This window comes from Micromonospora sp. C28SCA-DRY-2 (assembly GCF_030519475.1).
In the GTDB taxonomy this organism is placed as follows: Bacteria; Actinomycetota; Actinomycetes; order Mycobacteriales; family Micromonosporaceae; genus Micromonospora.
Map to the genome: position 1 here is coordinate 363,033 of NZ_JAUMKD010000003.1, position 25,534 is coordinate 388,566.

Genomic DNA, 25,534 nt, shown 5'->3' on the forward strand with positions numbered 1-25,534 from the left:
AGGTTGACGCTGACCCGTTCGATCGGGCCGGCGTCGGGGCCGAGGGTGACCAGCGGCTACGGCACGGCCGGGCCGGCGGGTCGCCCGGGACCAGCCGCGCCGCCCACCACTCGCGCCGGGCGGGCCGCGGCGGGCACCGGGACCCGCTCCCGTCCGCGGCGCAACCCCCACGAACCAGCGCCGCGGCCGCCCTCAAGGAGGCCACGGATGAGACGAAGCCTCGCCGCCGCGGCAGCAGCGATCCTGCTGCCCGCCGGCGCCCTCACCATCGCGGCGGCGCCGGCCGCCGCCACACCGTCGGACGTCCCCGCCACCAGCGCGGCGGCGCCGCCCGCCGCGGCGTCGTCGGAGATGTTCGCCGCGATGCAGCGCGACCTCGGCCTGACCGCCCAGCAGGCCCGCACCCGCATCGCCCGGGACGAGAAAGGCAGCCGTACGGACGCCGCGCTGCGCCGGTCGCTCGGCGCCGCGTACGCCGGTGGCTGGCTGACCGCCGACGCGCTGGTCGTGGCGGTCACCAGCCCGGCCGCGGCGGACCGGGTCCGGGCCGCCGGCGCGCAGCCGAAGCTGGTCGAGCGCAGCGGCGCGGACCTCGACCGGATCAAGTCGACCCTGGACCGGCACGCCGCGAAGGCGCCCGCCGCCGCGATCCCCGGCTGGTACGTCGACGTCGCCACCAACACCGTGGTGGTGCTCGCCCGGGACACCCGCGCCGCCGCCGCGTTCGTGCGGGCCAGCCGGGTGGACGCCGCCGCCGTCCGGGTGACGGCCACCACCGAGGCGCCGCGCACCTACTACGACGTGCGCGGCGGCGACGCCTACTACATGGGCGGGCGCTGCTCGGTCGGCTTCTCGGTCACCGGCGGGTTCGTCACCGCCGGCCACTGCGGCACGGTCGGCACCGCCACCCAGGGCTACAACCAGGTCTCGCAGGGCACCTTCCGCGGGTCGTCCTTCCCGGGCAACGACTACGCCTGGGTGCAGACCAACTCCAACTGGACGCCGCAGCCGTGGGTGAACAACTACTCCGGCGGCAACGTCACCGTGGCCGGCTCCACCGAGGCGGCGGTCGGCGCGGCGATCTGCCGCTCCGGCTCCACCACCGGCTGGCGGTGCGGCTCGATCCAGGCCAAGAACCAGACGGTCAACTACGCCGAGGGTTCGGTCAGTGGCCTGACCCGCACCAACGCCTGCGCGGAGCCCGGCGACTCGGGTGGCTCGTGGCTCTCCGGCCAGCAGGCGCAGGGCGTCACCTCCGGTGGCTCCGGCAACTGCACCTCCGGCGGGACGACCTACTTCCAGCCGGTCAACGAGATCCTCTCCGCGTACGGGCTGACGCTGCGTACCAGCGGTGGTGGTGAGCCGCCGCCGCCCACCGGGTGCAGCGGCTACGAGGCCACCTACACCGGTTCGATCTCGGCGGGCCAGAGCCGGTACCAGCCGAACGGCAGCTACTACTACTCGTCGGTCTCCGGCACCCACCGCGGCTGCCTCGACGGGCCGGCCGGGGTCGACTTCGACCTCTACCTGCAGAAGTGGAACGGCTCCAGCTGGGCGGACGTGGCCGGGTCGTACACGGCCGGCCCGGACGAGTCGCTGAGCTACACCGGCACCGCCGGCTACTACCGCTTCGAGGTGCACGCCTACAGCGGCTCGGGCAGCTACTCGATGGGCATCACCAACCCGTGATCCGGACCGGTGCGACCACCGCCGGCGTTCGCACCGGTCCCGCCGACGGCGGGGTGGCGGAGTCCCCTCCCCACCCCGCCGTCCCGGCGCCCCCACCCGGGGTGGCCGGTTCGAGGTCGACGGCGGCGGCCCAGGTGTGCTCGAAGAGGTCGGCGAGGGTGGCCGCGACGCCCGGGTTGCGGATCACCAGGGCCCCCGCCGCAGCGCCGGCCGCGGCGGGCACCACGGCGATCCGCCGGTCCAGGATCACCATCTGCCGCACCGGCCGGTCGGTGACCCGGTGCCGGTCGCCGGCCCGGTGCAGCCGCAGCGAGTACGCCAGCTGCGCGGCCCTCGACAGCACGCTGCGGTGCACGACGGTGCGCCACCGCGTGTCACCGCGACGGAGCCGCCGCAGGTAGCGGGCCAGTTCACCGGGGCCGGCCGGCTTCCGGTGCACGGTCAGCACCTCCCGGGCGTCGCGGGCCAACGCCCAGAGCCGGCCGGCCACCAGCTCCCGGTCGTCGATGCGCTCGATCTCGGGGGCCGGGGCGGCCGGGGCGGCCGGGATGGTCGGGGCGGCCGCCGGCTCGCCCGCGACGCCGCCGTCCCGCAGCGCGTGGTGGAGCCGCCGCAGTTCCTCGCCCGGCCCGGCGCCGAGTTCACGGCGCAGCCGGCGGTCGAACCGCCGGTACGCGGCCACCGCCTCGGCCGGTCGGCCGGCGGCCGCCAGCGCCCGCATCAGCAGGCCGACCAGCGACTCCCGGATCGGGTGCGCGGTGGTCAGGGCGACCAGCTCGCCGACCACCTCCCGGTGGTGGCCGGCGTCGAGGTCCAGGGTCAGCCGCCGCTGCACCGCCGACAGCCGCTCCTCGACCAGGACCGGGGCCAGGGCCCGCGCCAGCGGGGCGTCCTCCCCCAGACCGGCCAGCGGGACGCCGCCCCGCCACAGCGCCAACGCCTCGCCGAGCAGGTCGCGGGCGGCCGCGCCGCCGGCCTGCTCGGCGGCGGTGACGAGCCGGCGGAACCGGTGCACGTCGACACGCTCCGGATCGAGGTCGAGCACGTACCCCGGCGGGCAGCCGCGCAGCCCGGCGGTGGGCAGCGCGCGGCGCAGCTGCGAGACGTACACCTGGACGGCCTTGCGGGCCGCGGCCGGCGGCCGGTCGCCCCAGACCGCGTCGACCAGGTCGTTGGTCGGCACCAGGCGGCCGGGCTCCAGCGCCAGCGCGGCCAGCACCGCCCGCTGCTTGGGCGGCCCCAGCGGTACGCCGGTCCCGTCGCGGCTCGCCGCGACGGGACCGAGCAGGTGCAGATCGACGACATCGCGTGACACATGGCCTCCCCAGGACCGCCGCATTCTAGGCATCCACTGTGGTAAGTGGCGACGCCAGCCGATCATTAACCGCCGATGGCTAGCCTTCCGCGGCGGCCGCCCCCTGGCCGCACCGGGACCGCACCGGCAGGCGGTCGGTCCCCCCCGATCTCCGAGGGAGCGAGATGAGAAGACCCCTGGCCCTGGTCGGCGCCGCGGTCGTGCTGGCCGCCGCCGCGCTGACCGGCGGCACGGCGCAGGCCGCACCCGCGGCACCCGCTGCCGAGCGCACCGTCGGCACCGCCCGGACACCGGCCACCCCGGAACCCGCGGCGACCCCGCCGGCGGTCCAACGGGCCAAGCCGTTCCGGGCGGTGCCACCGCCCGCGCGGGAGCCAGCCGCCAAGGCCGCCCCACCGGAGTTCGGCCCGGGCGAGAAGATCTTCGCGGCGTACCACCGGGGGAAGCTGTCCCGCGACGACGCCGTGCGGCACGGGCTGGCCGCGCTGCGGGCGCCCGACACGGTGCCGGCGCACCTGCGGCCGACCGGCGCGATCCGCGACCCGCAGCGCTACCTGACCTACCTGTCCATGCTGGCGGCCGGCGCCCGGCCGGAGGTGGCCCGACCGATCGCGCCGGACGTCACCGCGCCCGCCGCGGCGCCCACCGCCGCTGCCGACTACGACGACTGCGCCGCCGAGCCGTACGAGTACCTCGGCGTCACCTACCGGTGCCGGGCCAGCGCGGGCGAGTTCCTCATCCTCTACAACATCGCCTCCGGCGGCCAGCCCGGTATCCCGGCCGACTACAACCCCAACGGCCGGGCCAAGGCCGTGCAGTACATGCTCAACTCCCTCTCGATCGCCGTCGCCGAGTACCGGGAGATGGGCTACCCGCTGCCGGTCCGCGACGGCAAGCCGTGGGTGCTGGTCTACGGCGTGGACGAACTCCCCGTCGTCGGCGGCCTCGGCTTCCCGATCGACGCGCCCTTCGTGCTGCCGTTCGGGCTCAACCAGCAGGCCACCATGCTGGTGCCCAACGGCGCGGACGACTGGGACTACCTGCCCCGGCACGAGCTGTTCCACGTCATGCAGTACCAGTACTGGGACCGCAGCGACGTCAGCCTCGACTACCTCTTCAACTTCGTCGGGGGCAAGGAGTTCGGCTCGATGAACTGGTGGATGGAGGCCACCGCCGAGTGGGCCGCCCACCAGACGTACGTGCGCGAGCCGTACGTGCCGATCCAGGACTCCGAGAAGCTGTACGCGCGCAACGTCTACGACGTGCTGAGCAAGCCCGGCGCCGCGCTCAACTCGTGGGGCGGGCTCGGCGGCGGCCCGCAGTACGGCGCGTTCCTGCTGCCGACGTACCTCACCGAACAGGTCGACGCGGCCTTCGTGCGGCGCACGTGGGAGAGCGTCCGGGACCACGACCACCTGCCGATCGAGGCGATCCGGCACACCGCGCAGGGCTACGGCCTGAACTTCAAGGACATGCTGCTCGGCTACCACATCGCCAACTACCGGCTGACCAAGGCGAACGCGGCCCCGGCGCCGCACCCGGACGCGTGGCGCAACTACGGCTACACCGACCCGGACGCGGTTGCCCTGTGGCGTTTCAACCTCGTCGGCGAGGCCGGGACGAGCGACGACGGCCTGGGCAGCGCGCGTCCGGCCCGCAAGAAGCACTCCACCCCCGCCGGCACCCACGTCACCTACGAGGACATCCTGCGCAAGGGCGGCGCCGTCTACCACGACTTCTGGGCGGTGCCGAACTCCGGCGACCCCAGCTGCGGGTACTGCTCGACCCTGCTGGTCGACGTCACCAAGGACGCCAACCGCAGCTCGGCGGTGGTCGTCTGGTCGCGATCCGGCGGCGGCGGGACGGAGTACCCAAGCATCCAGACTGTGCGCTACCCCGACGCGGGCGGACTGATCACGGTGCCGGACTTCAAGTACCCGATGGTGGCGACCCTGGTCTCCACCTGGACCGAGCTGGACATCCACTCCGAGGACGCGGCCAACAGCCCGAAGACCTTCTCCACCTACGTGGAGACGACGCTGCCGCTCAAGCCCCGCTCGTGCACGCTGCGCCCGCTCTCGGTGCAGAGCGTGGAGATCGACGTCGAGCCGCAGGGCACCTTCAACCGGTACGCGGCCAGCACGCCGGACGGCTGGACCGGTGGCGACTCCACGTACTCGGTGAAGCTGCCGGACGGCCGTATCGTCTGGCTCTTCTCCGACACCTGGCTCGGCCCGCTCAACTCCGACGGCACCCGGCCGCTCAGCGCGCCGCTGGTGAACAACACGTTCGTGGTGCAGAACGGCGGCAGCCTCACCACCTACCAGGGCGGCACGCCCGGGTTCCCGCAGGCGCTGATGCCGCCGTCGGCGATCGGCAAGTGGTACTGGATCGGCGACGGCCACCTCTCCGACGGCCAGCTCCAGGTGGTGTTCCAGGAGTACGAGCGGTTCGGCTCGGGCGCCTGGGACTGGCGGTTCAACCGCAACGTGGTGGCGAACTTCGCCCTGTCCAACCTGCGCGAACCGGTCAGCGTGCGGGAGTTGCCGTCGGCCAGCGGGGTGGCGTGGGGTTCGGCGCTGCTGCCGGCCAGCCGCAGCATGGACGGTTTCACCTACGTCTACGGGGTCGACGACTCGCCGATCAACAAGCAGATGCGCATCGCCCGGGTCTACGGCGACGACCTGGCCGACGGCACCTGGCAGTACCACACCCCGTGGGGCTGGACCTTCCGGGAACAGAACTCGCGCAACCTGCTGACCGGCATCGCCAACGAGTACAGCGTCACCCCGTGGCGCAGCCAGTTCCTGCTGCTCAGCCAGGACAGCACCCAGGCGTTCAGCGGCCAGATCAACGCCTGGACGTCCTGCTCGCCGTACGGCCCGTTCACCCAGAAGACCCCGGTCTACCGGATGCCCGAGCCCGGCCCGTACGGCAGCTACTGGAACCCGAACGTGATCTCGTACAACGCGCACGTGCACGCGTCGCTGAGTTCGGGTGACACCTTCCTGGCGTCGTACAACGTGAACAGCATGGACACCCGGATCTCGGAGGACGGGGACCACTACCGGGACCCGGGGATCTATCGCCCCCGGTTCTTCCGGTTCACCCTCGGCTGACGGATCGCGCCGCGCCGGGCCCGCCTCCGGGCCCGGCGCGGTCGCCCGCCGACCGGGCTCCGCCGGCGCGAGCCGTCAGCCGGGCTCGGCCGGCGCGGTCGCCGCGTCCCGGGACCGCCGGTAGACCTCGACGGCGACGACGAGGTCCTGCCACGGCATGCCGGTCCCCTTGTACAACCGCGGCCCGCCGTCCGGCAGCCGGTCGCGTCCGGTCACCAGGTGGTGCAGTGGGATCAGCTCCTCCTCCCGCAGCACCCCGGCGGCCAGAGGGATGACCACGTCACCCGCCTCGCGCAGGGTGCTGGCCCGCGACTCCACCACGACGTGCGCGCGGGCGACGAGCGTGTCGTCCACCTCGCGGGCGCGCGGCGAGTGCGAGCCGATCGCCACGACCACCGCGTCGGCCCGCACCAGCGCCCCGTCGAAGAGCGGGGTGGCCGCACTGGTGCAGCAGCAGATCACGTCCGCCCCGCGCACCGCCTCGGTCGCCGAGCCCGGCTCGCGGGCGTCGACCGCGACGCTCCTGCCGGCGAGCCGGGCGACCAGCCGGTCCCGCCGCGCTCCGGGCCGGGCCACCACGGTCACCGCGCCGACGTCGTGCGACGCGAGCAGCGCCTCGGCGTGGCCGAGCGCCTGCGGGCCGGCCCCGAACACGGTGAGCCACAACGGTCCGGCGGCGGTGGGCGGCAGCAGGTGGCGCACCGCGAGCGCGGACATCGCCGGCGTACGCAGGTTCGTCAGGCCGGCACCGTCGACGAGCGCCACCGGGCGTTGCTCCGGACCGGCGAAGAGCAGGAACGCACCCTGGATCAGCGGTTGGCCGCGGTCGGGGTTGTCCGGCGTGCTGGTGATCAGTTTGCAGCCGGTGTGGCCGTCCCGGGTGGCCGGCATGACCAGCAGTTCACCGGTCGCGGTGGCCAGCCGGGAGCGGGGCGGCTGCCGCTCCGGGGCGAGGCCCTGGACGAGGGCGGTCTCCAGGGCGTCGACAGCGGCCCGGATCGGCGTCCGGGCGACGTCGGCCGCGCCGATGAGGCGCATCCCGGCGAAGGCGGCGATGGTCGGCTCGGCGGGCTCGGTCACGGACGGCTCCGGGATGGACGGCGGGCGGGACAGCCCGAGGCTAGTCCCCGGTCACGGCGGGCAGCCGGCGGTCGGAAGGTCCCTCCGGGCGGGGGGCGAAGGTCCCGTCGACTGTGGTCCGCCGGCACTGCTCGGGCCCGGCCGGAACGGGTGGAATGAAGTCGTAACCAAGAAGTGAGAGGAGCAGGCGCCATGACCGCCATCGCTGAGCGCCCGACCGTCAACCGCACCGCCACCACCGCCCACCGGGCGGTCACCGTCCCGGCCGAGACCACGCGGGAGAGGGCGACCCGGTACACGCTCGCCGGCCTGCGCCTCGCCCTCGGCTGGACCTTCCTCTGGGCCTTCCTCGACAAGATGTTCGGGCTGGGCCACTCGACCGAGAGCGCCAAGGCCTGGATCAACGGTGGCAGCCCCACCAAGGGCTTCCTCGGCAACGCGGTCGCCGGACCGTTCGCCGACTTCTACCGGTCGTTCGCCGGCGCCGCCTGGGCCGACTGGCTCTTCATGATCGGTCTCGCCGCCATCGGCACCGCCCTGATGCTCGGCATCGGGATGCGGATCGCCGCCGCCGCCGGCGCGCTGCTCCTGGTCATGATGTGGACGGCCGTCCTACCCCCGGAGAACAACCCCTTCATGGACGACCACCTCATCTACGCCGGCGTCCTCGGCGTCCTGGCCCTCACCGCCGCCGGGAACACCCTCGGCCTCGGCAGGTACTGGAGCCGGCTGCGGATCGTGCGGCGGCTGCCCTTCCTGAAGTGACCACCGGCCCGCGAGGGCGGCACCCACACCGGGTGCCGTCCTCGCGGCGTGCCGGGCCCCGTCCACCGGGTGGGGCGGCCGGTGCTCACACCGGCACGACGGCGAGCCGCGGGCCGCTGGGCGGCGCGGTGCCGGCCAGGCTGAGCAGGGTGTGCCCGGTGGCGTCGTCGACCAGGGCGACCCGGACCGCGCCGGGCTCCGGGTCGGCCAGCGGCACGGCGAACACCGCGGTCACCGGGCGGCCCTGGTAGCGCGCGGCGTGCGCGACGAAGCGCCACCCGCCGTCGTCCCAGTGCTCCCGTACGTCGGAGCGGAGCAGCGCCGCCACCCGGCGGTAGGCGTCGCTGAGCTGGAGTTGCTGCACGGTGGCGAGCAGCGGCACGCCGGAGCCGCCACGCAGCGGGTGGGTCAGCCGGGCGCGCAGCCGGCGCAGCGGCAGCAACCAGGCCGGGTCGAGTTCGGGCGAGAGCGCCACCACCACCGCCAGTTCGGCGAGCAGCACCGCGCCGCCGGCCACCGGCCGGGTGGCGAGCGCGTCCGCCCAGCCGGTGGTGGCCGGCACGGCCAGGCCGCCGGCGGCCAGCAGCAGCGCGGCCCGGGCCAGGCTGCGACCGGAGACCGGGACCGGCCGGGCGCTCAGGCACCCGCAGGAGGAGGTCGGGGCCGCCCGGCGGGCGTAGCCGAGGTAGCCGAGGAAGCCCGCGGCCAGCACGGTCGCGGCGACCGCCTCCAGCCGCAGCGCCGGCGGCAGCAGGAGCAGCCCGCCGAGGGTCAGCTCGACGCCGCCGAGCAGCCGGTACGCCGGCAGCGCCCGGCGCTGCCCGACCAGCCGGACGAGCGCCGACCGGTGGGCCGCGGCGGCGGCGTGCCGGCTGACCAGCTTGACGCGGGCGGACCAGATCAGCACCACACCGACGAGCAGCGGTTGCAGCGCCGCGATCAGCTCGATCATGGGTTCTCCCCTCAGGTGTCCGGCGGCGGCGCCCCGGGCGGTCCGGTGCCGCCCGGGGGCCGCGCGGGTCAGGCGGCGGCGTAGACGGTGGCGATGTCGATCTCGTTGGTGTCCGGGTGCCAGGCGCCGAGCACCTGGACGTGCCGGCCGACCCGCAGCAGCGACATGTCGCTGACCGCCGGCGTGCCGTTGTAGACCGCCGCGGACCGGCCGGGCACCACGTGCGCGAGGATCCGCTGGCCCTTGTGGTCCAGGTGCAGCACGTTGCGGCCGACCGCGGCGACGTGCCCGTGCAGGTTGACGATGTTGACCCACACCGAGTCGGCGGCGAGGGTGCCGTCGGGCAGGCGGACGCCGCGCGCGTACAGCCCGTCACCGACCGCCACCCGGTCGAAGGTGGTCGGGTGCAGCTTCCAGATGCTCGTGCCGTCGGTGATCCGGATCGAGTGCAGCACCGTGTCCGAGCCGGTGACCAGCAGCATGCTGCCGGAGATCTTGCTGATCCGGCCCTCGGCGAAGTTCGGGTCCGGCGCTCCGGGCGCGACGGCGGTGGCCTCGGCGGCGAAGGCGGCCTCGGGGGCGAGCGAGCCGAGCGCGGTGGCGCCGACCACGCCGCCGAGCGCGGCGGTGGCGAGCAGCCGCCGGCGGTCCAGGGTCTGGTCCATGGTGGTGCCCTCCCGTTCAGACGGTGTCGACCGAGCAGGGCCGCAGCCCGGTGGAGAGACTGGCGATCACGCTGTACGCCGCGGGCGTCAGGTCGATGATCCGGTTGCTGCCGCAGGCCGAGCCGCAGCAGGTGCGCTCGCCGCAGAACAGGTCGGTCTGCGGTCCGCAGTCGGCGATGGTGGTGCCGATCCGGGCGCCGTTGCACAGGTTGGTGGTGTAGTGCCGGAAGCCGCAGCCGCGGCGGCTCATCCCGGTGATCCCGCAGGCGTGCGGGCGGGTGATGGCCAGGCACGCGTCCGAGGTGTTCGGCCAGGCGTGCTGGTAGTTGCCGGATCTGCAGGTGCCGCAGGCGCCACCGCCGGCCGAGCCGCAGGGACCCCAGGCGGTGCCACAGCAGAACCAGGACACCTCACCTCGCAGAGCTGCCATGGGTACCTCCCCTCCAGGGACGTGATCGAGAACGATCAGTGTCTATATAGACGCTGATTGTTGTGTCACAAATCACCGAAGTCAACGGGAGGATGGAAGCTTTCCTACGGGCGGTGATCGCCGTCCGGCCCCGGCCCGGGTGGGGCCGGGGCCGGACGGCACGACGCCGCCGGGACCGCCGCCCGACCGGGCGGGCCGCCGGTCAGTCGCCGAGGGTGGTCAGGTCGAGCGCGGCGAGCCGGTCCGGGTCGGCGAGCACGTCGATGGCGACGATCCGGCCGTCGGCGACGGTGAAGCCCATCACCGACAGCGGCCGGCCGTCGGCCACCACCACGACCCCGGCCGCCCCGTTGACCAGCGCCGGCCGGGCGAACGGGGATAGCCGCCCGAAGGTGACCGCCTGCCCGGCGACCGCCCGGGCACCGGTGACGACGACGGTGTGGCGCGGGCGGGCGGGCCCGCCGTCGGAGCGCAGCACGACCTGGGGATCGAGCACCGCGACGAGCGCGTCGAAGTCACCGTCGCGGGCGGCGGCGAAGAACGCGTCGACCACCTTCCGCTGCCGGGCGAGGTCCGCGTCGGGTGCCGGCGCCTGCCCGCGTACCCGGCGGCGGGCGCGGCTGGCGAGCTGCCGGGCCGCGGCCGGTGACCGGTCCACCATCGGCGCGATCTCCTCGAACGGCACCGCGAACATGTCGTGCAGCACGAACGCCAGCCGCTCGGCCGGGGTCAACGTCTCCAGCACCACCAGCAGGGCCAGCCCGACCGAGTCGGCCAGCACCGCCTGCTGCTCCGGGTCGAGGCCGGAGTCCGGGCCGACCACCGGGTCCGGCACCCGGACGTCGAGCGGCTCCTCCCGCCGCGACCCGCGCGAGCGCAGCATGTTCAGGCACACCCGGGCCACCACCGTGGTCAGCCACCCCGCCGGGTTCTCCACGCTGGCGGCGTCGGCGCGGCTGACCCGCAACCAGGCCTCCTGGACGGCGTCGTCGGCCTCGCTCACCGAGCCGAGCATCCGGTAGGCCACCGCCCGCAGCCGGCTCCGGTGTTCCTCGAACCGCTCCGTCAGCCACTCGCGCTCGTCCACCTGTCACACGCCTTCCTCGCCGGGGTCCCTACCCGGTTGACCCGCCGCGGCCGGCCGATGTGACCGGCGGAGCGGATTCCGGTCCGGCCCGGCGCGCCGCCAGCACCCGGAGCGCGACCCCGACGGTCCAGGCGAGCAGCGGGAACACGGCGACCCGCGCCATGCCGCCGACACCGAATCGGCGCCGACCCGGGCCAGGAACAGTACCGCCCCGGCCGTGCCGGTCAGGCCCGGCCCGAGGCTCCACCAGCACACCGAGCCCAGCAGCGTGGACGGCCGGGCCAGGGCGGCCACCACCATCCCGAGGTTGCCCGGCACGAAGATCAGCAGGGCGGCGGGGAAGTGCCGGTTCTCGTCCACGTCGCCGGGTAGGCACCGGCCAGGGCGTAGCCGCCCGCGCCGGCGAGGGTCGGCAGCCGCGCGGGCCGGACGGCGGCGCACCGGGCCTGGTGGGTCGGGGTCGGGTAGGGCTGGATATACCCGGAAGCTACGCCCAGCCGGCTGGGGCGGTCTCCGCACCCCGATTAGCGTCTGCCGCATGACTCAGGCTGACCCGCCGTACCTGGCCCAGGCGCTGCGCCGACCCCGCTACCTGCTCTCCTGGTGGCCCTGGCGGGCGCTGGCCTACCTGCTCACCACCGTGCCGGTCGCCGGCACGCTCGCCGTCGGCCTGCTCGTCGTCGGGGCGCCGCTGCTGGCGGCCGGCAACGCGGTGCGGCAGGGCCGCCCGGTCGAGCTGGCGCTCGTGCTGTTCCTGGCCGTCGGCAGCCTGGTCACGCTGGCCCTCGCGCCGGTCGTGAGCATCCCGGTGGCCGCCGTCGAGCGGTGGCGGCTCGGGGTGGTCGACCAGCGACCGTCGCCGGCGGCGCCCTGGTCGGGCCTGGCCGCCCGGTACACCAGCGCCGCGGCCTGGCGGGAGGTCGCGTACGCCTTCTGGCTGGGCAGCGTGGTGCCGATCGGGTACTGGGTGTTCGCGCTGGTCGCGCTCCTCGACCTGACGCTGGTGGCCAGCCCCTGGCTGGCCGGGGAGGCCGACGAGGTGATCGTCGTGTGGACCACGGTGGACACCCCCGGGGAGGCCGTCCCGTACGCGATCCTGGGCGTCCTGCTCCTGCCGGCGCTCTGGTACGGGGCGGGAGCGCTCGCCGCCGGCCAGGCCGCGGTGGCCCGGTGGCTGCTCGGGCGCCGCGACGACGGGGCGGCCCTGCGGGAGGTCGCCCGGTCGCGGACCCGGCTGGTCGACGCGTACGAGGCGGAGCGGCGCCGCATCGAGCGGGACGTGCACGACGGCGCGCAGCCCCGGCTCACCAGCCTCACCCTCCAGCTCGGCCTGGCCCGGCTCGACGTGCCGGCCGACTCCCCCGCGGCCCGGCCGCTGGCCATCGCGCACGACCAGGCGAAGGACCTGATGGTCATGTTGCGGCAGATCGTGCACGGCATCCGCCCGCAGAGCCTCACCGACCTCGGGCTGGCCGGCGCGGTGCGGGAGCTGGCGGGCGAGGCGACCATCCCGGTGACCGTGCACGCCGAACTCGGGCGGCAGCCGCTGCCCGAGGCGGTCGAGACGACCGCCTACTTCGTGGTGTCCGAGGCGCTGGGCAACGTGGCCCGGCACGCGCGGGCCGGCCGGGCGGAGGTACGGCTCACCCGCACCGGCGGCCGGCTCGTGGTGGAGGTCCACGACGACGGCCGGGGCGGCGCCGACCCGGCCCGCGGCACCGGCCTGACCGGTCTCTCCGACCGGGTGGCCGCGGCCGGTGGCCGGCTGCTGCTGGCCAGCCCGCCCGGCGGCCCTACCCTGGTGCGGGTGGAGCTGCCGTGCCGGTGACCCGGGTCGTGCTCGCCGAGGACGAGGTGCTGCTGCGGGAAGGGCTGGTCGTCCTGCTGACCCGGTTCGGCTTCGAGGTCGTCGCCGCCGTCGGCTCGGCGCCGGCGCTGCTGGAGGCGACAGGTACGCACCAGCCGGACCTGGTGGTCACCGACATCCGGATGCCGCCGGACCAGCGCGACGACGGCCTGCGCGCCGCGGTCGCGCTGCGCGCCGAGCGGCCGGGGCTCGCGGTGGTGGTGCTCAGCCAGCACGTGCAGGCCGAGTACGCCGCCGCGCTGCTGGACAGCGGCGACGGCCGCCGGATCGGCTACCTGCTCAAGGACCGGGTCGTCGAGGTGGCCGAGTTCGTCGACAACCTCCGCACGGTCGTCGCCGGCGGGACCGTGGTCGACCCCGAGGTGGTACGCCGGCTGCTGCACCGCCCGCGCGATCCGCTGGCCGCGCTCTCCCCCCGGGAACGGGAGGTGCTGGTGCTGCTCGCCGAGGGCCGCTCCAACGCGGCCATCGCCGCCCGGCTGCACGTCACCGAGGCGGCGGTCGGCAAGCACGTCGGCAACATCCTGACCAAGCTCGGCCTGCTGCCCAGCGACGACACCAACCGCCGGGTGCTGGCGGTGCTCACCTACCTGCGCGCCGGCCCGGCGAGCTGAGCCGGCCGGCCGGACCCGGCCGAACCGCCCGGCCGGGTCCCGGGGCTCGGCCGGGTAGGCGGGGTCAGCGGGCCGGTGCGCCGTCCGCCGGGCCGTAGAGGCTGTCGAGGTGGGTGTCCAGCGCGGCCAGCGCCTGCTCCACCGTGTACTGGCCGCCGAGCAGGTAGAGGCCCAGCCCCTCCATCAGGGCCAGCACCCCGGCGGCCGCGTCGCGGCGGGACGCCGGCAGCAGGCCGGCGACGAAGTCGACCAGTTGCCCGGTCCCCTCGCGGGTGCCGGCGGCGGCCTCCGGGCGTACCGCGGTGTAGGCCAGGAAGGCCAGCGCCACCCGCCCGTCGGCGCGCGACTCCTCGGTCAGCGGCAGCAGCGCGGTGAGCATCGTCCGGAGCAGGTGCCGGGGCGGCGGGTCCTCGCCCAGCCGGCTGACCGCGCCGGTGATCCGGGCCTGGCTGCGGTCCCGGACGACGTCCATCGCGAAGGCCATCATCTCGTCCTTGGTGCGGAAGTAGTGCTGCACCAGGCCGGGCGAGACCCCGGCCTCGGTGGCCACGTGGCGCAGGCTCACCGCCTCCAGTCCCTGCCGGGCGGCGACCCGCATCAACGCGTCGGCGATGAGCCTGCGCCGCTCGTGGCGGTCGACCCTCTTCGGCATGGCGTCATGCTGTCACGGCGCGGTGGGACCGGTGACCGGCCGTCGGCGGGCCGGCGTCGGGGTCCTCGACGGTCACCGTCCCGGCCGCGGCGTCCACCGTGACGAGCTGCCCGGTGCGGATCCGCCGGGTGGCCTCGGGCACGCAGATCACGGCCGGGATGCCGTACTCGCGGGCCACCGTCGGGCCGTGCGCCATCACCGCGCCGGTCTCGGTGACGAGCGCGGCTGCGGTGAGGAACAGCGGTGTCCAGCCTGGGTCGGTGGTCGGCGCGACCAGCACCTCGCCGGGTTCGAGCCGCGCGGTGGCCGGGTCGTGGACCACCCGGGCCGGTCCGGTGGCCCGGCCGGCGGCGGCCCCCACGCCGAGCAGCGCGCCGTCCGGGGCGGGGCGGGCGGGCAGGACGGCCTCGACGTCGGTGCCGTCGGAGAGGACGGCCACCGGAACGCTGCGCCGGCGCAGTTCCCGCCGGTGCACCGCCTGCCGGGCGGCCACCGTCGCGCGGTGGTCGGCCCCGTCGTGCACGGCCGCGTGCGTCTCGTCCAGGGTCAGGAACATGACGTCGCCCGGCTGCGCCAGCAGGCCGCGTTCGGTCAGGTCGGCGCCGATGAGCAGCAACTGCCGGCGCATCTCGCGCAGCCGGTACAGGCCGGCGAACTTGCCGGCCTCGCGCAGCCCGGCCAGCGCCCGCGCCCGGCGCAGCAGGAACCCGGCGAGCCGGCCGCGGACCGGCCGGCGGCGGCGGGCCCGCGCGAGGAGTTCCGCCAGGGTGGCCTCGGCGGTCGCCGCGGCCCGGGCGAAGCGGCGGTCGGGCGCCTGCTCCGGATCGGTGACCCGCAGGTAGTTGGCGATCATGGCGAAGACCGGGGTCGGGTCCTCGTCCCAGCGGGGCACCCCGACGTCGACCTCGGCGACCGCGCGGTGGCCGTAGCGGTCCAGGAAGTCGGCGAGCCCGATGTCGGGCAGGGTTCCCTGCGCGTAGCGCGCGGCCAGCTCCGACGGCGGCGTGGTGAGCAGCAGCTCGCGGTGGTCGCCGGCGCGTTGGCTCAGCCGCCAGAGCGCCAGGTCCATGTCGAGGGTGACGTTGTGCGGCATGCCGGCTAGCACGGTGTTGATCTCGTCGCGGCTGGCCACCCCGGCGAGCAGCATGGGCGGCAGCGCCGCGGCGAGCATGCCGGCGACGATCGGCCAGACGATGTCGTCCGCGCCGGCCGAGGTGTCCTGGGCCCGGACGAACTCCAGCCGCTCGGCGGCGGTACGCAGCCCGGCGGGCGCGGCCGAACCGAGCCTGAGCTGCTCGACCTCCCGGAACAGCCGGTCCCGGGCGGCGTCCGGCCGGGCCAACGAGCGGGTGACCCCGCTGACCGCGCGCAGGCCGGTGCGCAGGGCCGGGCCGGAGCGGCTCCGGCGGGCGGCGGCGCGCGGGGCCGGTGCGAACCGCGGGTCGGCGAGCACGTGCTCCATCACCGCCTGCGCGCGCGGGCCGAAGTCGACAGCCATCAGCTTGACCAGCCGCTTGCGGGTGGCCCGGTCGCGGGCCAGGTCGGTCAGGTCGCCGTAGAGGCGCCCGCCGATGTCGGTCACCTCGACGGTCAGCCCGAAGGAAGCCAGCATCCCGGCCACCAACGCCTTCAGGCTGGACATGCCCATCGGGGTGGCCGGCTGGAGCATGCCCTGGACGTGGCCGAACTCCAGGTAGACGCGGGGGGTGGGCTTGCCGTTGTCCGGCGGGAGCGGGAACAGCGTGGTGATCGGGCGGGACTGCAACAGCCACAGCACGCCGTCGTGGTCGTACGCCCACTCGACGTCCTGCGGGGCGCCGAGGTGCCGCTGGAGCCGGTGGCCGGTCGCGCGCAGCTCGGTCAGCTGCGCGGCGGTCAACGGTCCGGCCGCGGTGGGCGGCGCGTCGTCGAGGACGTACCGGTCGACGGCGGTGGCGCCGTCGACGACGGCGGTGCCGAGGCCCGGGGCGGCCTCCACCACCGTCTCGGTGCGGCAGCCGGTGAGCGGGTTGGCGGTGAACAGCACGCCGGCGGTGGCCGGATCGACCATCCGCTGCACGACGACGGCCATCCGCACCGACGCGTGGTCGATCCCGTGGGCGTCGCGGTAGGCGACGGCGCGCGGGTGGTGCAGCGAGTCCCAGCAGGCGCGGATCGCGGCCAGCAGATCGGGCAGCCCGGTGACGCCGAGCAGGGTGTCCTGCTGGCCGGCGAAGCTGGCGTCCGGCAGGTCCTCCGCCGTGGCGCTGGAGCGCACCGCGACCGGTCCGCCGCCGAGCTGCTCGTACGCCCGGGCGACCTCGGCCTCCGGGACGGTGCCCTGGTCGTGGGCGGCGGTGGTGACGCAGAACCCGGCCGGCACCCGCTCACCGGCGCGGATCAGCTCGCCGAGCCCGGCCGCCTTGCCACCGACCACCTCGACCATGTCGCCGGTCACCTCGGAGAGTGCGATCACCCACATAGCGGACACCTCTTTTGCGATGCAGTTGCATTGCGAAAGACGCTACCGGTTTTACGATGCAACTGCAACGCGAAACCGGCCGGGCCGCGACGGGTGCGCGCCCGGCCACGAGCCGGCGCCGCCCTACGCCCGGCCGGGCTGGCAGGATGGCCGGGTGGATCTCGACTCCGGCGCCGGGCTGCTGCACCGGCTGACCTCCTACCTGCCGAGCCGCGAGTGGAACGTGCCGGCGGACGACCCGCGGGTGCGCCAGGACCTCGTGCCGAACGACCCCGCGACCCTGCCGCCGCCGGTGAAGGACTACCCGGACGGGTTGCCCGTCGTGGCGCTGCCGCGCGACCTGCCCGACCCGGGCGTACCGGCGACGGCCGTCCTCGCCGGCGTCACCGGCCCGGCCCGGCCACTCGACGCGGCGCAGCTCGGGCGCGTGCTGTTCCTGGGCGCCGGCGTGGTCCGCACCGCCCGGCGCGACGGCCGGCCGATCTACTACCGGGCCGCCGGGTCGGCCGGGGCGCGCTTCCCGCTGGAGGTCTACGCGAGCACCCGCGGCGTCGCCGGGGTCCCGGACGGCGTGCACTGGTACGACCCGGCGCGGCACGCGCTGGTCCAGGTCGCCCCCGCCGCCGCCGGGGCGGTGACCACGCTCGTGGTGACCGGCGTGCCGTGGCGGACCGGTTGGCGCTACGCCGAGCGGGGCTGGCGGCACCTCTACTGGGACGCCGGCACGCTGCTGTCCCAGCTGTCGGCGGCCGCCGCGAGCGCCGGTTTCCCGGCCCGGCTGCGGTCGCGCTTCCCGGACGCCGCGGTGCGGACCCTGGTCGGCGCGGACGGGGTGCACGAGTACCCGCTGGCCCTGCTGTCCCTCGGCGACGGCGAGCCGGCGATCGGGCCGGCCGGGCCCGCCGCCCCGGGCGACCTGCCGCCGGTCGAACTGCCGCTCTGCACCGCCGCGCAGCGCGCGGGCGAACGCGACGACCTCGGGCAGCCGTGGCCGCAGGCGGCCCCGCTGCCGGACTTCCCGCCGTCGGACACGCTCGACGAGGTGGTGCGCCGGCGCGGCTCACAGCGGCGGATGGACCGCTCCCGGACGCTGCCCCGCGCCGCGCTGGAGTGGCCGCTGGCCGCGGCGCTGCGCGGGGTGCCGGTGCCGCACTGGGTCGCCGTGCACGGCGTCGACGGCGTGCCGCCCGGCCTCTACCGGTGGCCCGACCTGTCCCGGCCGCTGCGCGCCGGCGACCTGCGCGACGAGCTGCTGCGGATCTGCCTGGACCAGTCGCTCGCCGGCGACGCGGCGTACGTGGTCATCGCGGCCACGCCGCTGGCCGGGCTGGACGACCGCGGCTACCGGGACGCCCAGCTCGCCGCCGGCCTGGTCGAGGGGCGGCTGCACCTGGCCGCGTACGCGCTGGGCGCGGGGGCGTCCGGGATGACCTTCATCGACTCCGAGGTGCCCGGCCTGCTGGCCGAGCCGGACGAGCTCGCGGCCCTGCTCTTCACCTGCGTCGGCGTCCCCGCATACCGCTCCCGCGCCGGGGGCCGGCCGGGCGCCCCGGTCGAGATCCGCCCGGTGGTGCCGCGCCTCGGCCGGTCCTGACCGGGGGCGGGGCGCCGGCCGGGCGCTCCCGTGCCGCCCAGCGGCCAGCCGGCGCCGACGCCCGCGGTGGCCGCTCGGTGGACGACGGTGACCGGCTGTCGGGGGGCCTCGCTACCGTGACCCCATGGTGACCGTCGCCGACGTCCGCGCGCTGGCCCGGACGCTCCCCCGCACCAGCGAGCACGTGATCCACGACCGGATCAAGTTCCGGGTGGGCGCGATCGTCTACGTCGCCTTCTCCCGCGACGAGCGGACGATGGGCTTCGGCTACCCGAAGGAGCAGCGGGACGGCCTGGTCGCCGCCGAGCCCGACGTGTTCTTCCTGCCCGGCGCGTCCGACCTGCGGTTCAACTGGGTGTGCTGCCACCTCGACCGGCTCGACCACGACCAGATGACCGAGCTGGTGACCGAGGCGTGGCGGATGGTGGTGCCGAAGTTCCTGGCCCGGCAGCGGCTGGGCGACTGAGCCGGAGCGAACGGGCGTACGGGCGGAGCCCGTTTGCCGCCGGTCGGCGCGGGTAGCCACGGTCTCCGGCACGGGAAGGACGGCGCATGGCTGAGCTGAAGTTCTTCGACAAGGTGGCCGCGCGGGCGAACGTCCCGGCGGAGACCGCGCGTTCCCTGACCGAGGCCACCCTGCGCACCCTCACGGAGCGGATCAGCGGCGGCGAGGCGGCGGACCTGGCCGACCGTGTCGCGGCCGAGCTGCGCCCGCTGCTCATCAAGGGCACCGAGGACCCCGAGGTCTTCGGGCACGACGAGTTCCTGCGCCGGGTGGCGGAGCGGGCCGGGGTGGCACCCGACCTCGCGGCGCCCGGCGTACGGGCCGTCCTGCAGACCCTGCACCGGGTGGCCGGGCACGCGGAGTTCGAGGAGGCACTGGCGCAGTTGCCGGCCGACCTGCGGGCCCTGGCCGAACCGGTGCCCCGCACGCCCTGACCCGCACCCGCCGCAGCTCGACGCCGGGCTACGGCCGGTGCGGCGGGGACGGCGCGGCCGACTCCGGCACCAGCGGCTCGCGTACGGCACGGCGCAACTGGCGGCTGCCGACCGACTCGGCCAGCGCGAAGGCGGTCAGCGCGGCGGCGAGGATGGCCAGCCCGGCCAGCCGGGACACCCGGGTGCACGCCGCCGTCAGCGCGACCAGCGTCAGGAGCTCCACCACCCGCAGCGGGCGGATCCGCTGGGTGATGCGCCACCAGAAGAGCTTGTCGCCGAGCAGGAAGAGGATCACCCCGCCGTAGAGGGTGAGGTGGGGCATGTCCCAGCCGACCGGTCCGGCGACCCGCTCGACCTCCGCCACCGTCTTGCGCAGCCCGAGCGCGACCAGCACGATGCCGATGATCATCACCAGGTGGGCGTAGGTGTACGCCTCCAGCGCCAGCCGGCTGCGCTGGCCGTCGCTGAGGCTCTGCACGCGGCGCTGACCCGTGGTGGCGTCGACGTCGAAGTACGCCCACCACAGCGCCGCGACCAGCACCAGCCCGAGCACCGTGGCGAGGATCATCATCGTGGAGATCGCCCGGTTGGTGACCGACAGCCCGGTCGAGACGATCGCGCCGCCGAGCGCGACGAGGATGATCAGCCCGAACCGGTCGGCCCAGTGCTCCGCGGAGCGGACCAGCCAGTGCCGCGCGTTCAGCAGGTATCCGCTGCCGAAGTCGATCACGATGGCGGCCACCCAGAGCGCCGCCCGGACGGGCTGGAACTCGTCCGGGTCGGCCGAGGTCTGCGGCACGGCCGCGGCGGCGTAGAGCAGGGCGAGCACCACGGCGGCCGGCAGCGCCAGCCGCACCAGCTGGCGCCGGAACGCCCGGTCGCGCCGGGTGATCATCCAGAAGGCGGCGAGGTTCAGCGCCCGCACGACGCCGTACGCGGTCACGAAGACCACCGGTCCGGACAGCCCGCCGGGCAGGTCGGCGAAGACCACCGGCACGGTGATGGCGATGACCAGGATGCTCGCCGCCGCCCCGAGCAGCATCAGCCGGGCGACGGCGTTCTCCGCCCGGAACGCGCTGCCCAGCCAGGCGTAGCAGGACCACGACCACCACAGCAGCGCCAGCACCACCACCCCCTCGAACAGTCCGCGCGCGTTCGGTACCGCTGTCATCAGTTCGGTGACCTGGATGAAGGCGAAGACGTAGACCAGGTCGAGGAAGAGTTCCTTCGGGGTGACACCGCTGAACCGCTCGGTGACCGGTTCGATCGCGCCGTGCAGCGCCCGGTGCCGGACCCGGAAGATGGTGCGGTCGAGCACCACCAGGCTGACCACGGCCGCGGCCAGCAGCGCCAGACCGAACACCACCGGCAGGTGCGCCGCCACCGGGGCCAGCGCGACCACCAGCAGGACGCCGGTGATCGGCCCGCGGCCGAGCAGGCCCATCGCCCGGCGCTCGAACGCGATCAGGCCGACCAGGTACAGCGCCACCCCGCCGTACAGGGCGAACAGGCCGAGCCCGGACTCGTGCCGGATGGACTCGAAGGCCAGGCCGTTGAAGGTGTGCTTGAGCCCGAGGGAGAGCAGGATCAGGCCGGCGATCATCGGCAGGTGCAGGAAGGTGTACGCGTCCCGGGCGAGCGCCGCGCGGGCCCGGCCCGACGCGCGCTCCAGCGCGTCCTCCGCGCCGAACCGGGCGATGTCGAAGTACGTCCACCAGAGCACGCCCACCAGCAGCATGCTGAGCACCGCCCCGCCCACCACCCCCCAGCTGACCGGGGTGCCGGTGCCGACGCCCTGCCCCATGCCGGCCGAGATGATGACCTCGCCGAACGCCACCAGGATGATCAGGTGGAACCGCTCCGTCCAGTGCTTCACCGAGGAGATCGGCCACCGGGTCAGGCCCATCGCCATCGCCCCGCCGTGGTCGACCAGGAGGGCGAGCGCCAGCAGACCGAAGCGGACCCACTCCCCGGCCGTGCTGCCCTCCCCGAGTGGCCGGGGCACCAGCGCGGCGGCCAGCAGCACCGGCGCCCCGGCGAGCAGGGGCAGCCACAGGCGCAGGTGGCCGCGGCGTTCGGCGGGATCCGACCAGGCGACGATGGTCAGCACCAGCAGCGTGCCCACCCGGATGGCCAGGTAGCAGACCACGAGGACCAGCGGCCCGGGCAGGCCGCCCGGCTTGTCGGCGAACGCCTCCTGCAGGTCCGCCCCCATGACCAGGACGATCGCCGCCAGGCCGAACATGACCGCCGGCATGACACCCCGGTCCACCCGCACCGCGTTGCCGAGCCAGGCGTACGAGATCCAGCAGGTCCAGAGCAGGATCAGCAGCACCCCGGCGTGCAGCAGGTTCACCACGGTCAGGTCGGCGGCGGCCAGGGCCGTCACGGTGACGAACGCGAAGACGAAGATCAGGTCGAGGAAGAGTTCCAGCCGGCTGACCGCGCTGGACTCCCCCACCAGCTGGATCCGGCCGGCCGCCACCTTCGGCCCCTTGTCCGTCACCCCCTCACTCTGCCAAGGGCCGCCGGGGCGGACAGCCGATCCGGAAAGCGGGCCGCCGGCCACCCTGCGACCGCGCCGGCGCCGGTCGGTCGTCCCGGCCGGTCGCCGGTCGCGCGCCAACGCCCGCCCGCTCGGGGCGGGCCATCGTCAACGCTTTACGCGACGCGTATCTTGGCGGGTAGGTTTCCACCAGCCGACCAGGGTTCTCTAGATGCTGAAGAGCCGGAAGACGCGGGACGACGGACGCGCTCCAGAGGAGATCCGTCGGCGCAACCTCGGTGCCCTGCTCCGGCACGTCCACCTGCACGGCCCGCTGTCCCGCGCCGCCCTGGGCAGCCGGACCGGGCTGAACCGCAGCACCATCATGGCGCTCACCGCCGACCTGGCGGCCGCGGGCCTGGTCCGCGAGTCCGGGTTGTCCTCGACCGGCCGGGCGGGCCGACCCTCGGTGGTGGTCCGGCCGGAGTCCGACCGGGTCCACGTGCTCGCCTTCGACGTGGCGGTGGACCGGTTGACAGCGGCGCGGGTCGGGCTGGGCGGCACGATCGTCGAGCGGCGCGACGCGGTGCGTTCCCGCGCCGGGGCCGACCTGGACGTCGTCGTCGGGGTGCTGGCCGAACTCGGCCGCGAGTTGCGCGACGGCACGCCGCCGGACTCGGTCTGCGTCGGGGTGGCGGCGTCGTACTGCGGGATGATCCGGCCCTCAGACGGGATGGTCCGGTTCGGACCGGACATGGGCTGGGTGGATCAGGCCTTCGGCGCCGAACTCGGCCGCCGGCTCGGCCTCGACCTGCCCGTGCTGGTCGGCAATGAGGCCCACCTGGGCGCCATGGCAGAGCACCAGCGCGGCGCCGGGGTCGGCGTCCGCAACCTGATCTACCTGCACGGGGACGTCGGGGTCGGGGGCGGGATCATCGTCGACGGCGAACTCCTCGACGGCGACGCCGGGTACGGTGCCGAACTCGGGCACATGATGGTGAACCCGTACGACGGGCGGCCCTGCGGGTGCGGCTCCCGCGGCTGCCTGGAGGCCGAGGTCGGCGAGCGTGCCCTGCTCGACGCGGCCGGCCGCCCGGCGGAGTGGTTCGGCCGGGACGCGGTCCGGGCCGTGGTCGACGCCGCCGACCACGGCGACCCGGCGGCCCGGGACGCGCTGCGGCGGATCGGCGACTGGCTGGGCATCGGCGTGGCCAACCTGATCAACCTGTTCAATCCCGGCCTGGTCGTCTTCGGCGGCATGCTGCGGGACGTGTACCGGGGCTCGGCCGCCCAGGTGCGGGCGCGGATCTCGGAGAACGTGCTGCCGGTCTCCCGCGAGCGGGTGCGGCTCTCCGTCTCGGCCCTGGGCGACGACGCGACCCTGGTCGGCGCGGCCGAGCTGGCCTTCGCCGCCCTGCTGGCCGACCCCCTGCGCGCCAACCGGCTCGACGCCGCCCGCACCGCCGCGCCGGCGGCGCCGCACCCCGCCCGCTAGCCGGACCGGGCAGCGGCTCGGCGCCGCTGCGAGCTCCTGCTATCGACGAGCGAGTCGGCGACCGTCGCCCCGGACGCTCGACCGGGCGGGCCGTCGCTCCCCCTCCCCGGCGGGTTCCGGCCAGACCGCCTCGGCGGGCAGCCGGGGGGCGAGCCGGAGCACTGTCAGGCTGGCCACCGCGACGAGGCCGGCCACGGTCAGCCAGAGCAGGTGCGGGTTCGCGGTGACCAGGCCGGTGACGCCGGCCGGTGCGAGGATCGCCGAGATCGCCCAGGTGAGCTGGTAGACCGCCAGGTAGCGGCCCCGGTGCGACGGGGGCGCCGCGCCGGCGCCGAGCGAGGCCGACGGTGCGGTGTGCAGCAGTTCCCCGAGGGTGAACAGCAGCGTGGCGGCCAGCAGCCCGACCGTCACGGCGGGGCCGGCCGGCAGCAGGGCGGTGAGTGCGAAGGTCCCGAAGCCGGCGATGAAGACCACGCCCGCGAAGGCCATCGCGTGGGTCCGGCGTACGGTGCGCTGCCACCGCAGCACCGGCAGCTGGCCGGCGCCGACGAGGACGGCGTTGACGGTGAAGAGCACGCCGAGCAGGCCGGCCGGCGCGTCCAGCACCACCGCCGCGTAGACCGGGACGGCGAGCGGGAAGACCTGGTGGGCGACGGTGAACGCCAGCTCGGCCAGGACCAGCCGCCGGTACGGCCGGTCGGCGAGGACCCGGCGGTACCCGGCGAACATCACGAGCAGGCCCGGCGCCTCGGCGCGTGCCCGCTCGGCGGGGCGAACCCGGCCGGCCCGCCGTCCGGTGCCGGCGAGCAGCGCCGCGGCGAGCAGGAAGCTCGCCGCGTTGCCGGCGGCCACCAGGTGGTACCCGGACGTCCCGGCGAACTCCACCGCCACGGCGGTGAACAGCCCGCCGAGCCCGAAGCCGACGTTGCGGGCGGTGCGGACCAGCGCGTAGAGCCGGTCCCGGGCGGCGCCCTGCGCCAGGTCCGCGACGTACGCGCTGTTGGCGGCGTAGTAGCTCCGGTCGCCCGCGGCGACCAGCGCGGCGACCGCGACGAACGCGGCGAAATTGTCGACCAGCGGGTAGGCGGCGAAGCCCACCGCCCGCGCGAGGTAGCTGGCGATGACCACGCGCCGTGCCCCGAACCGGTCGGCGAGCACGCCCGCGACCGGGTTGGCGGCCAGGCCGGCGAGCGCCGCGAGGGTGAGGCCGAGGCCGATGCTCGCCACCGGCAGCCGGGTCACCTGGTGGAAGAAGAGTACCGTGAGGGGCAGGTAGAGCCCGGAGCCCAGGGCGTCGACGAAGAGCCCGGTCAGGTATCCGGCGCCGGCGGTGCTGCGGACGCCCCGCGCCGGGACGGGCCGCTGTGTCAGGGTCATCCGCTGATCCTGGAAGCTGAACCGAACTTCAGGTCAAGCCCCGGGTGGGCGGTGTCGCCGACCTCGTCGGGCCACCCGGCGGTGGACGCGCCCCGACCGCGACGCCACGTCTCCTCGGGTCGAGTGGCGGCGCGACTCCCGGCTGGTCAGCTCGCCTCGGGCAGCCAGGGCCCGAGCAGGGCCGGGTCGGCGACCGCAGCCCGCACCCGCTGGAGTTCCTCGGCGGTCAACCGGAGCCGCCGCAGCCGGCTGCCCCAGTCCGGGACGCGCTCCGGTTCCCCGAGCGCGACCGACAGCTCGATCAGCGCGGCGAGCGCGGTCGCCTGGTCGACCGGGGACGCGGTCCCGGCGTGCCGGCGCAGCCCCGAGTTGAGCGCCCGGAAGGCGGCCCGGTCGTCGTTCTTGAACTCGCGCAGGATCCGGGCGTTGTCGAGGACACGGGCCAGGCCCGCCAACCGCTTCGAGCCGCCGTACTCCAGGTCCTCCGGCTCGTCCCGCTGGATGACGATGATGGTGTTGCCGGACGGATCGACGACGCTGAACCGCGAGGCGCCCGGCCGGAAGCGGGTCATCCGGGGCAGCCCCTTGACGAGCACCTTCCCGTACGTGCGGCGCATCGCCTCGGCGAACGCCGCGTGGTACGGCGCGACCGCGTCGACCATCACCAGGCAACCGCCGGTGTTCTCGGCCGACGGGTCCAGGCCGGCGGGCGCGCCACCGTAGTGCAGTTCGAACCCGCTCCACCGGAAGGCGAGGTACACGTACGGCTTCGTCTGCTGGTAGGTGACCGCGAACCCGAGCGCCCGCCAGAACGCCAGGGTCTCCTCCGGCGACACGCAGTGCAGCAGCGGCACGGTGGTCTCGTTCGGCCGGACGCGGCCCTCGGTCGTCATCGGCGCTCCACCCCGCTCCGGGTCGACGGTCCGGCCATTGTGCCAGCGTTCCGGC

The 25,534-nt window shown here is 75.2% G+C and carries 20 protein-coding genes; 9 read left to right on the forward strand and 11 right to left on the reverse strand.

Going from position 1 to position 25,534, the window contains the following annotated elements:
• Positions 1–207: 207 nt before the first annotated feature.
• Positions 208–1,689, forward strand: a complete 1,482-nt coding sequence (locus Q3W71_RS15270; protein WP_302919981.1) for a S1 family peptidase — start codon at positions 208–210, stop codon at positions 1,687–1,689.
• Here the strand turns inward: Q3W71_RS15270 and Q3W71_RS15275 are convergent.
• Positions 1,676–3,004, reverse strand: coding sequence for an AfsR/SARP family transcriptional regulator (locus tag Q3W71_RS15275; protein ID WP_302919982.1), 1,329 nt, complete (start codon positions 3,002–3,004; stop codon positions 1,676–1,678). The genes Q3W71_RS15270 and Q3W71_RS15275 overlap by 14 nt on opposite strands.
• 164 nt (positions 3,005–3,168) lie before the next feature.
• Between Q3W71_RS15275 and Q3W71_RS15280 the strand changes: the two genes are divergently transcribed.
• Positions 3,169–6,123 (forward strand): hypothetical protein, encoded by a 2,955-nt coding sequence (locus Q3W71_RS15280; RefSeq protein ID WP_302919983.1) that lies wholly within the window; start codon positions 3,169–3,171, stop codon positions 6,121–6,123.
• Positions 6,124–6,198: 75 nt separating this feature from the next.
• Here the strand turns inward: Q3W71_RS15280 and Q3W71_RS15285 are convergent, their stop codons facing one another.
• The gene (locus Q3W71_RS15285; RefSeq protein WP_302919984.1) at positions 6,199–7,203 is read right to left on the reverse strand and encodes an ornithine cyclodeaminase family protein; all 1,005 of its coding nucleotides are present in this window, start codon (positions 7,201–7,203) and stop codon (positions 6,199–6,201) included.
• Positions 7,204–7,395: 192 nt separating this feature from the next.
• Here Q3W71_RS15285 and Q3W71_RS15290 point away from each other — a divergent pair, with 192 nt between their 5' ends.
• On the forward strand, positions 7,396–7,968 hold the full coding sequence (locus Q3W71_RS15290; protein ID WP_302919985.1) for a DoxX family membrane protein: 573 nt from the start codon (positions 7,396–7,398) through the stop codon (positions 7,966–7,968).
• An 85-nt stretch (positions 7,969–8,053) separates the two neighbouring features.
• Here Q3W71_RS15290 and Q3W71_RS15295 read toward each other — a convergent pair whose 3' ends face one another.
• The 4 genes from Q3W71_RS15295 to sigJ form a co-directional block, all read right to left on the reverse strand.
• Entirely contained in the window at positions 8,054–8,920 is an 867-nt protein-coding gene (locus tag Q3W71_RS15295; RefSeq protein ID WP_302919986.1) for a MauE/DoxX family redox-associated membrane protein, read from the reverse strand.
• 68 nt (positions 8,921–8,988) lie between these two features.
• Entirely contained in the window at positions 8,989–9,585 is a 597-nt protein-coding gene (locus Q3W71_RS15300; protein WP_302919987.1) for a cell wall protein, read from the reverse strand.
• 16 nt (positions 9,586–9,601) lie between these two features.
• The gene (locus tag Q3W71_RS15305; protein WP_302919988.1) at positions 9,602–10,015 is read right to left on the reverse strand and encodes a hypothetical protein; all 414 of its coding nucleotides are present in this window, start codon (positions 10,013–10,015) and stop codon (positions 9,602–9,604) included.
• Positions 10,016–10,217: 202 nt separating this feature from the next.
• Positions 10,218–11,102: an RNA polymerase sigma factor SigJ gene (gene sigJ / locus Q3W71_RS15310; protein ID WP_302919989.1), complete on the reverse strand. Its 885-nt coding sequence runs from the start codon at positions 11,100–11,102 to the stop codon at positions 10,218–10,220.
• 538 nt (positions 11,103–11,640) lie between these two features.
• Between sigJ and Q3W71_RS15315 the strand changes: the two genes are divergently transcribed.
• Together Q3W71_RS15315 and Q3W71_RS15320 are read left to right on the forward strand one after the other, a co-directional pair.
• On the forward strand, positions 11,641–12,930 hold the full coding sequence (locus Q3W71_RS15315; RefSeq protein ID WP_302919990.1) for a histidine kinase: 1,290 nt from the start codon (positions 11,641–11,643) through the stop codon (positions 12,928–12,930).
• Positions 12,927–13,583, forward strand: coding sequence for a response regulator transcription factor (locus tag Q3W71_RS15320; RefSeq protein WP_302920421.1), 657 nt, complete (start codon positions 12,927–12,929; stop codon positions 13,581–13,583). The genes Q3W71_RS15315 and Q3W71_RS15320 overlap by 4 nt, the downstream gene beginning before the upstream one ends.
• 64 nt (positions 13,584–13,647) lie before the next feature.
• Here Q3W71_RS15320 and Q3W71_RS15325 read toward each other — a convergent pair whose 3' ends face one another.
• Entirely contained in the window at positions 13,648–14,235 is a 588-nt protein-coding gene (locus Q3W71_RS15325; RefSeq protein WP_302919991.1) for a TetR/AcrR family transcriptional regulator, read from the reverse strand.
• Positions 14,236–14,239: 4 nt separating this feature from the next.
• On the reverse strand, positions 14,240–16,696 hold the full coding sequence (locus Q3W71_RS15330; protein ID WP_302919992.1) for a PEP/pyruvate-binding domain-containing protein: 2,457 nt from the start codon (positions 16,694–16,696) through the stop codon (positions 14,240–14,242).
• Positions 16,697–16,850: 154 nt separating this feature from the next.
• Between Q3W71_RS15330 and Q3W71_RS15335 the strand changes: the two genes are divergently transcribed.
• The 3 genes from Q3W71_RS15335 to Q3W71_RS15345 all read left to right on the forward strand — a co-directional run bounded on the left by Q3W71_RS15335 (position 16,851) and on the right by Q3W71_RS15345 (position 19,229).
• The gene (locus Q3W71_RS15335) at positions 16,851–18,290 is read left to right on the forward strand and encodes a nitroreductase family protein (RefSeq protein ID WP_302919993.1); all 1,440 of its coding nucleotides are present in this window, start codon (positions 16,851–16,853) and stop codon (positions 18,288–18,290) included.
• Positions 18,291–18,414: 124 nt separating this feature from the next.
• Positions 18,415–18,756, forward strand: a complete 342-nt coding sequence (locus tag Q3W71_RS15340) for an MmcQ/YjbR family DNA-binding protein (protein WP_302919994.1) — start codon at positions 18,415–18,417, stop codon at positions 18,754–18,756.
• Positions 18,757–18,842: 86 nt separating this feature from the next.
• The gene (locus Q3W71_RS15345) at positions 18,843–19,229 is read left to right on the forward strand and encodes a DUF2267 domain-containing protein (RefSeq protein WP_302919995.1); all 387 of its coding nucleotides are present in this window, start codon (positions 18,843–18,845) and stop codon (positions 19,227–19,229) included.
• Positions 19,230–19,257: 28 nt separating this feature from the next.
• Here the strand turns inward: Q3W71_RS15345 and Q3W71_RS15350 are convergent, their stop codons facing one another.
• A complete protein-coding gene (locus Q3W71_RS15350) occupies positions 19,258–21,735 on the reverse strand; it encodes a low temperature requirement protein A (RefSeq protein ID WP_302919996.1) in 2,478 nt (825 codons plus the stop codon).
• A gap of 211 nt (positions 21,736–21,946) precedes the next feature.
• Here Q3W71_RS15350 and Q3W71_RS15355 point away from each other — a divergent pair, with 211 nt between their 5' ends.
• The gene (locus Q3W71_RS15355) at positions 21,947–23,209 is read left to right on the forward strand and encodes an ROK family transcriptional regulator (RefSeq protein ID WP_302919997.1); all 1,263 of its coding nucleotides are present in this window, start codon (positions 21,947–21,949) and stop codon (positions 23,207–23,209) included.
• Between the two features lie 39 nt (positions 23,210–23,248).
• On the opposite strand, the gene Q3W71_RS15360 is transcribed toward Q3W71_RS15355, so the two are convergent.
• A complete protein-coding gene (locus tag Q3W71_RS15360; protein ID WP_302919998.1) occupies positions 23,249–24,586 on the reverse strand; it encodes an MFS transporter in 1,338 nt (445 codons plus the stop codon).
• 146 nt (positions 24,587–24,732) lie between these two features.
• A complete protein-coding gene (locus tag Q3W71_RS15365) occupies positions 24,733–25,479 on the reverse strand; it encodes a glyoxalase (RefSeq protein ID WP_302919999.1) in 747 nt (248 codons plus the stop codon).
• Positions 25,480–25,534 lie beyond the last annotated feature (55 nt).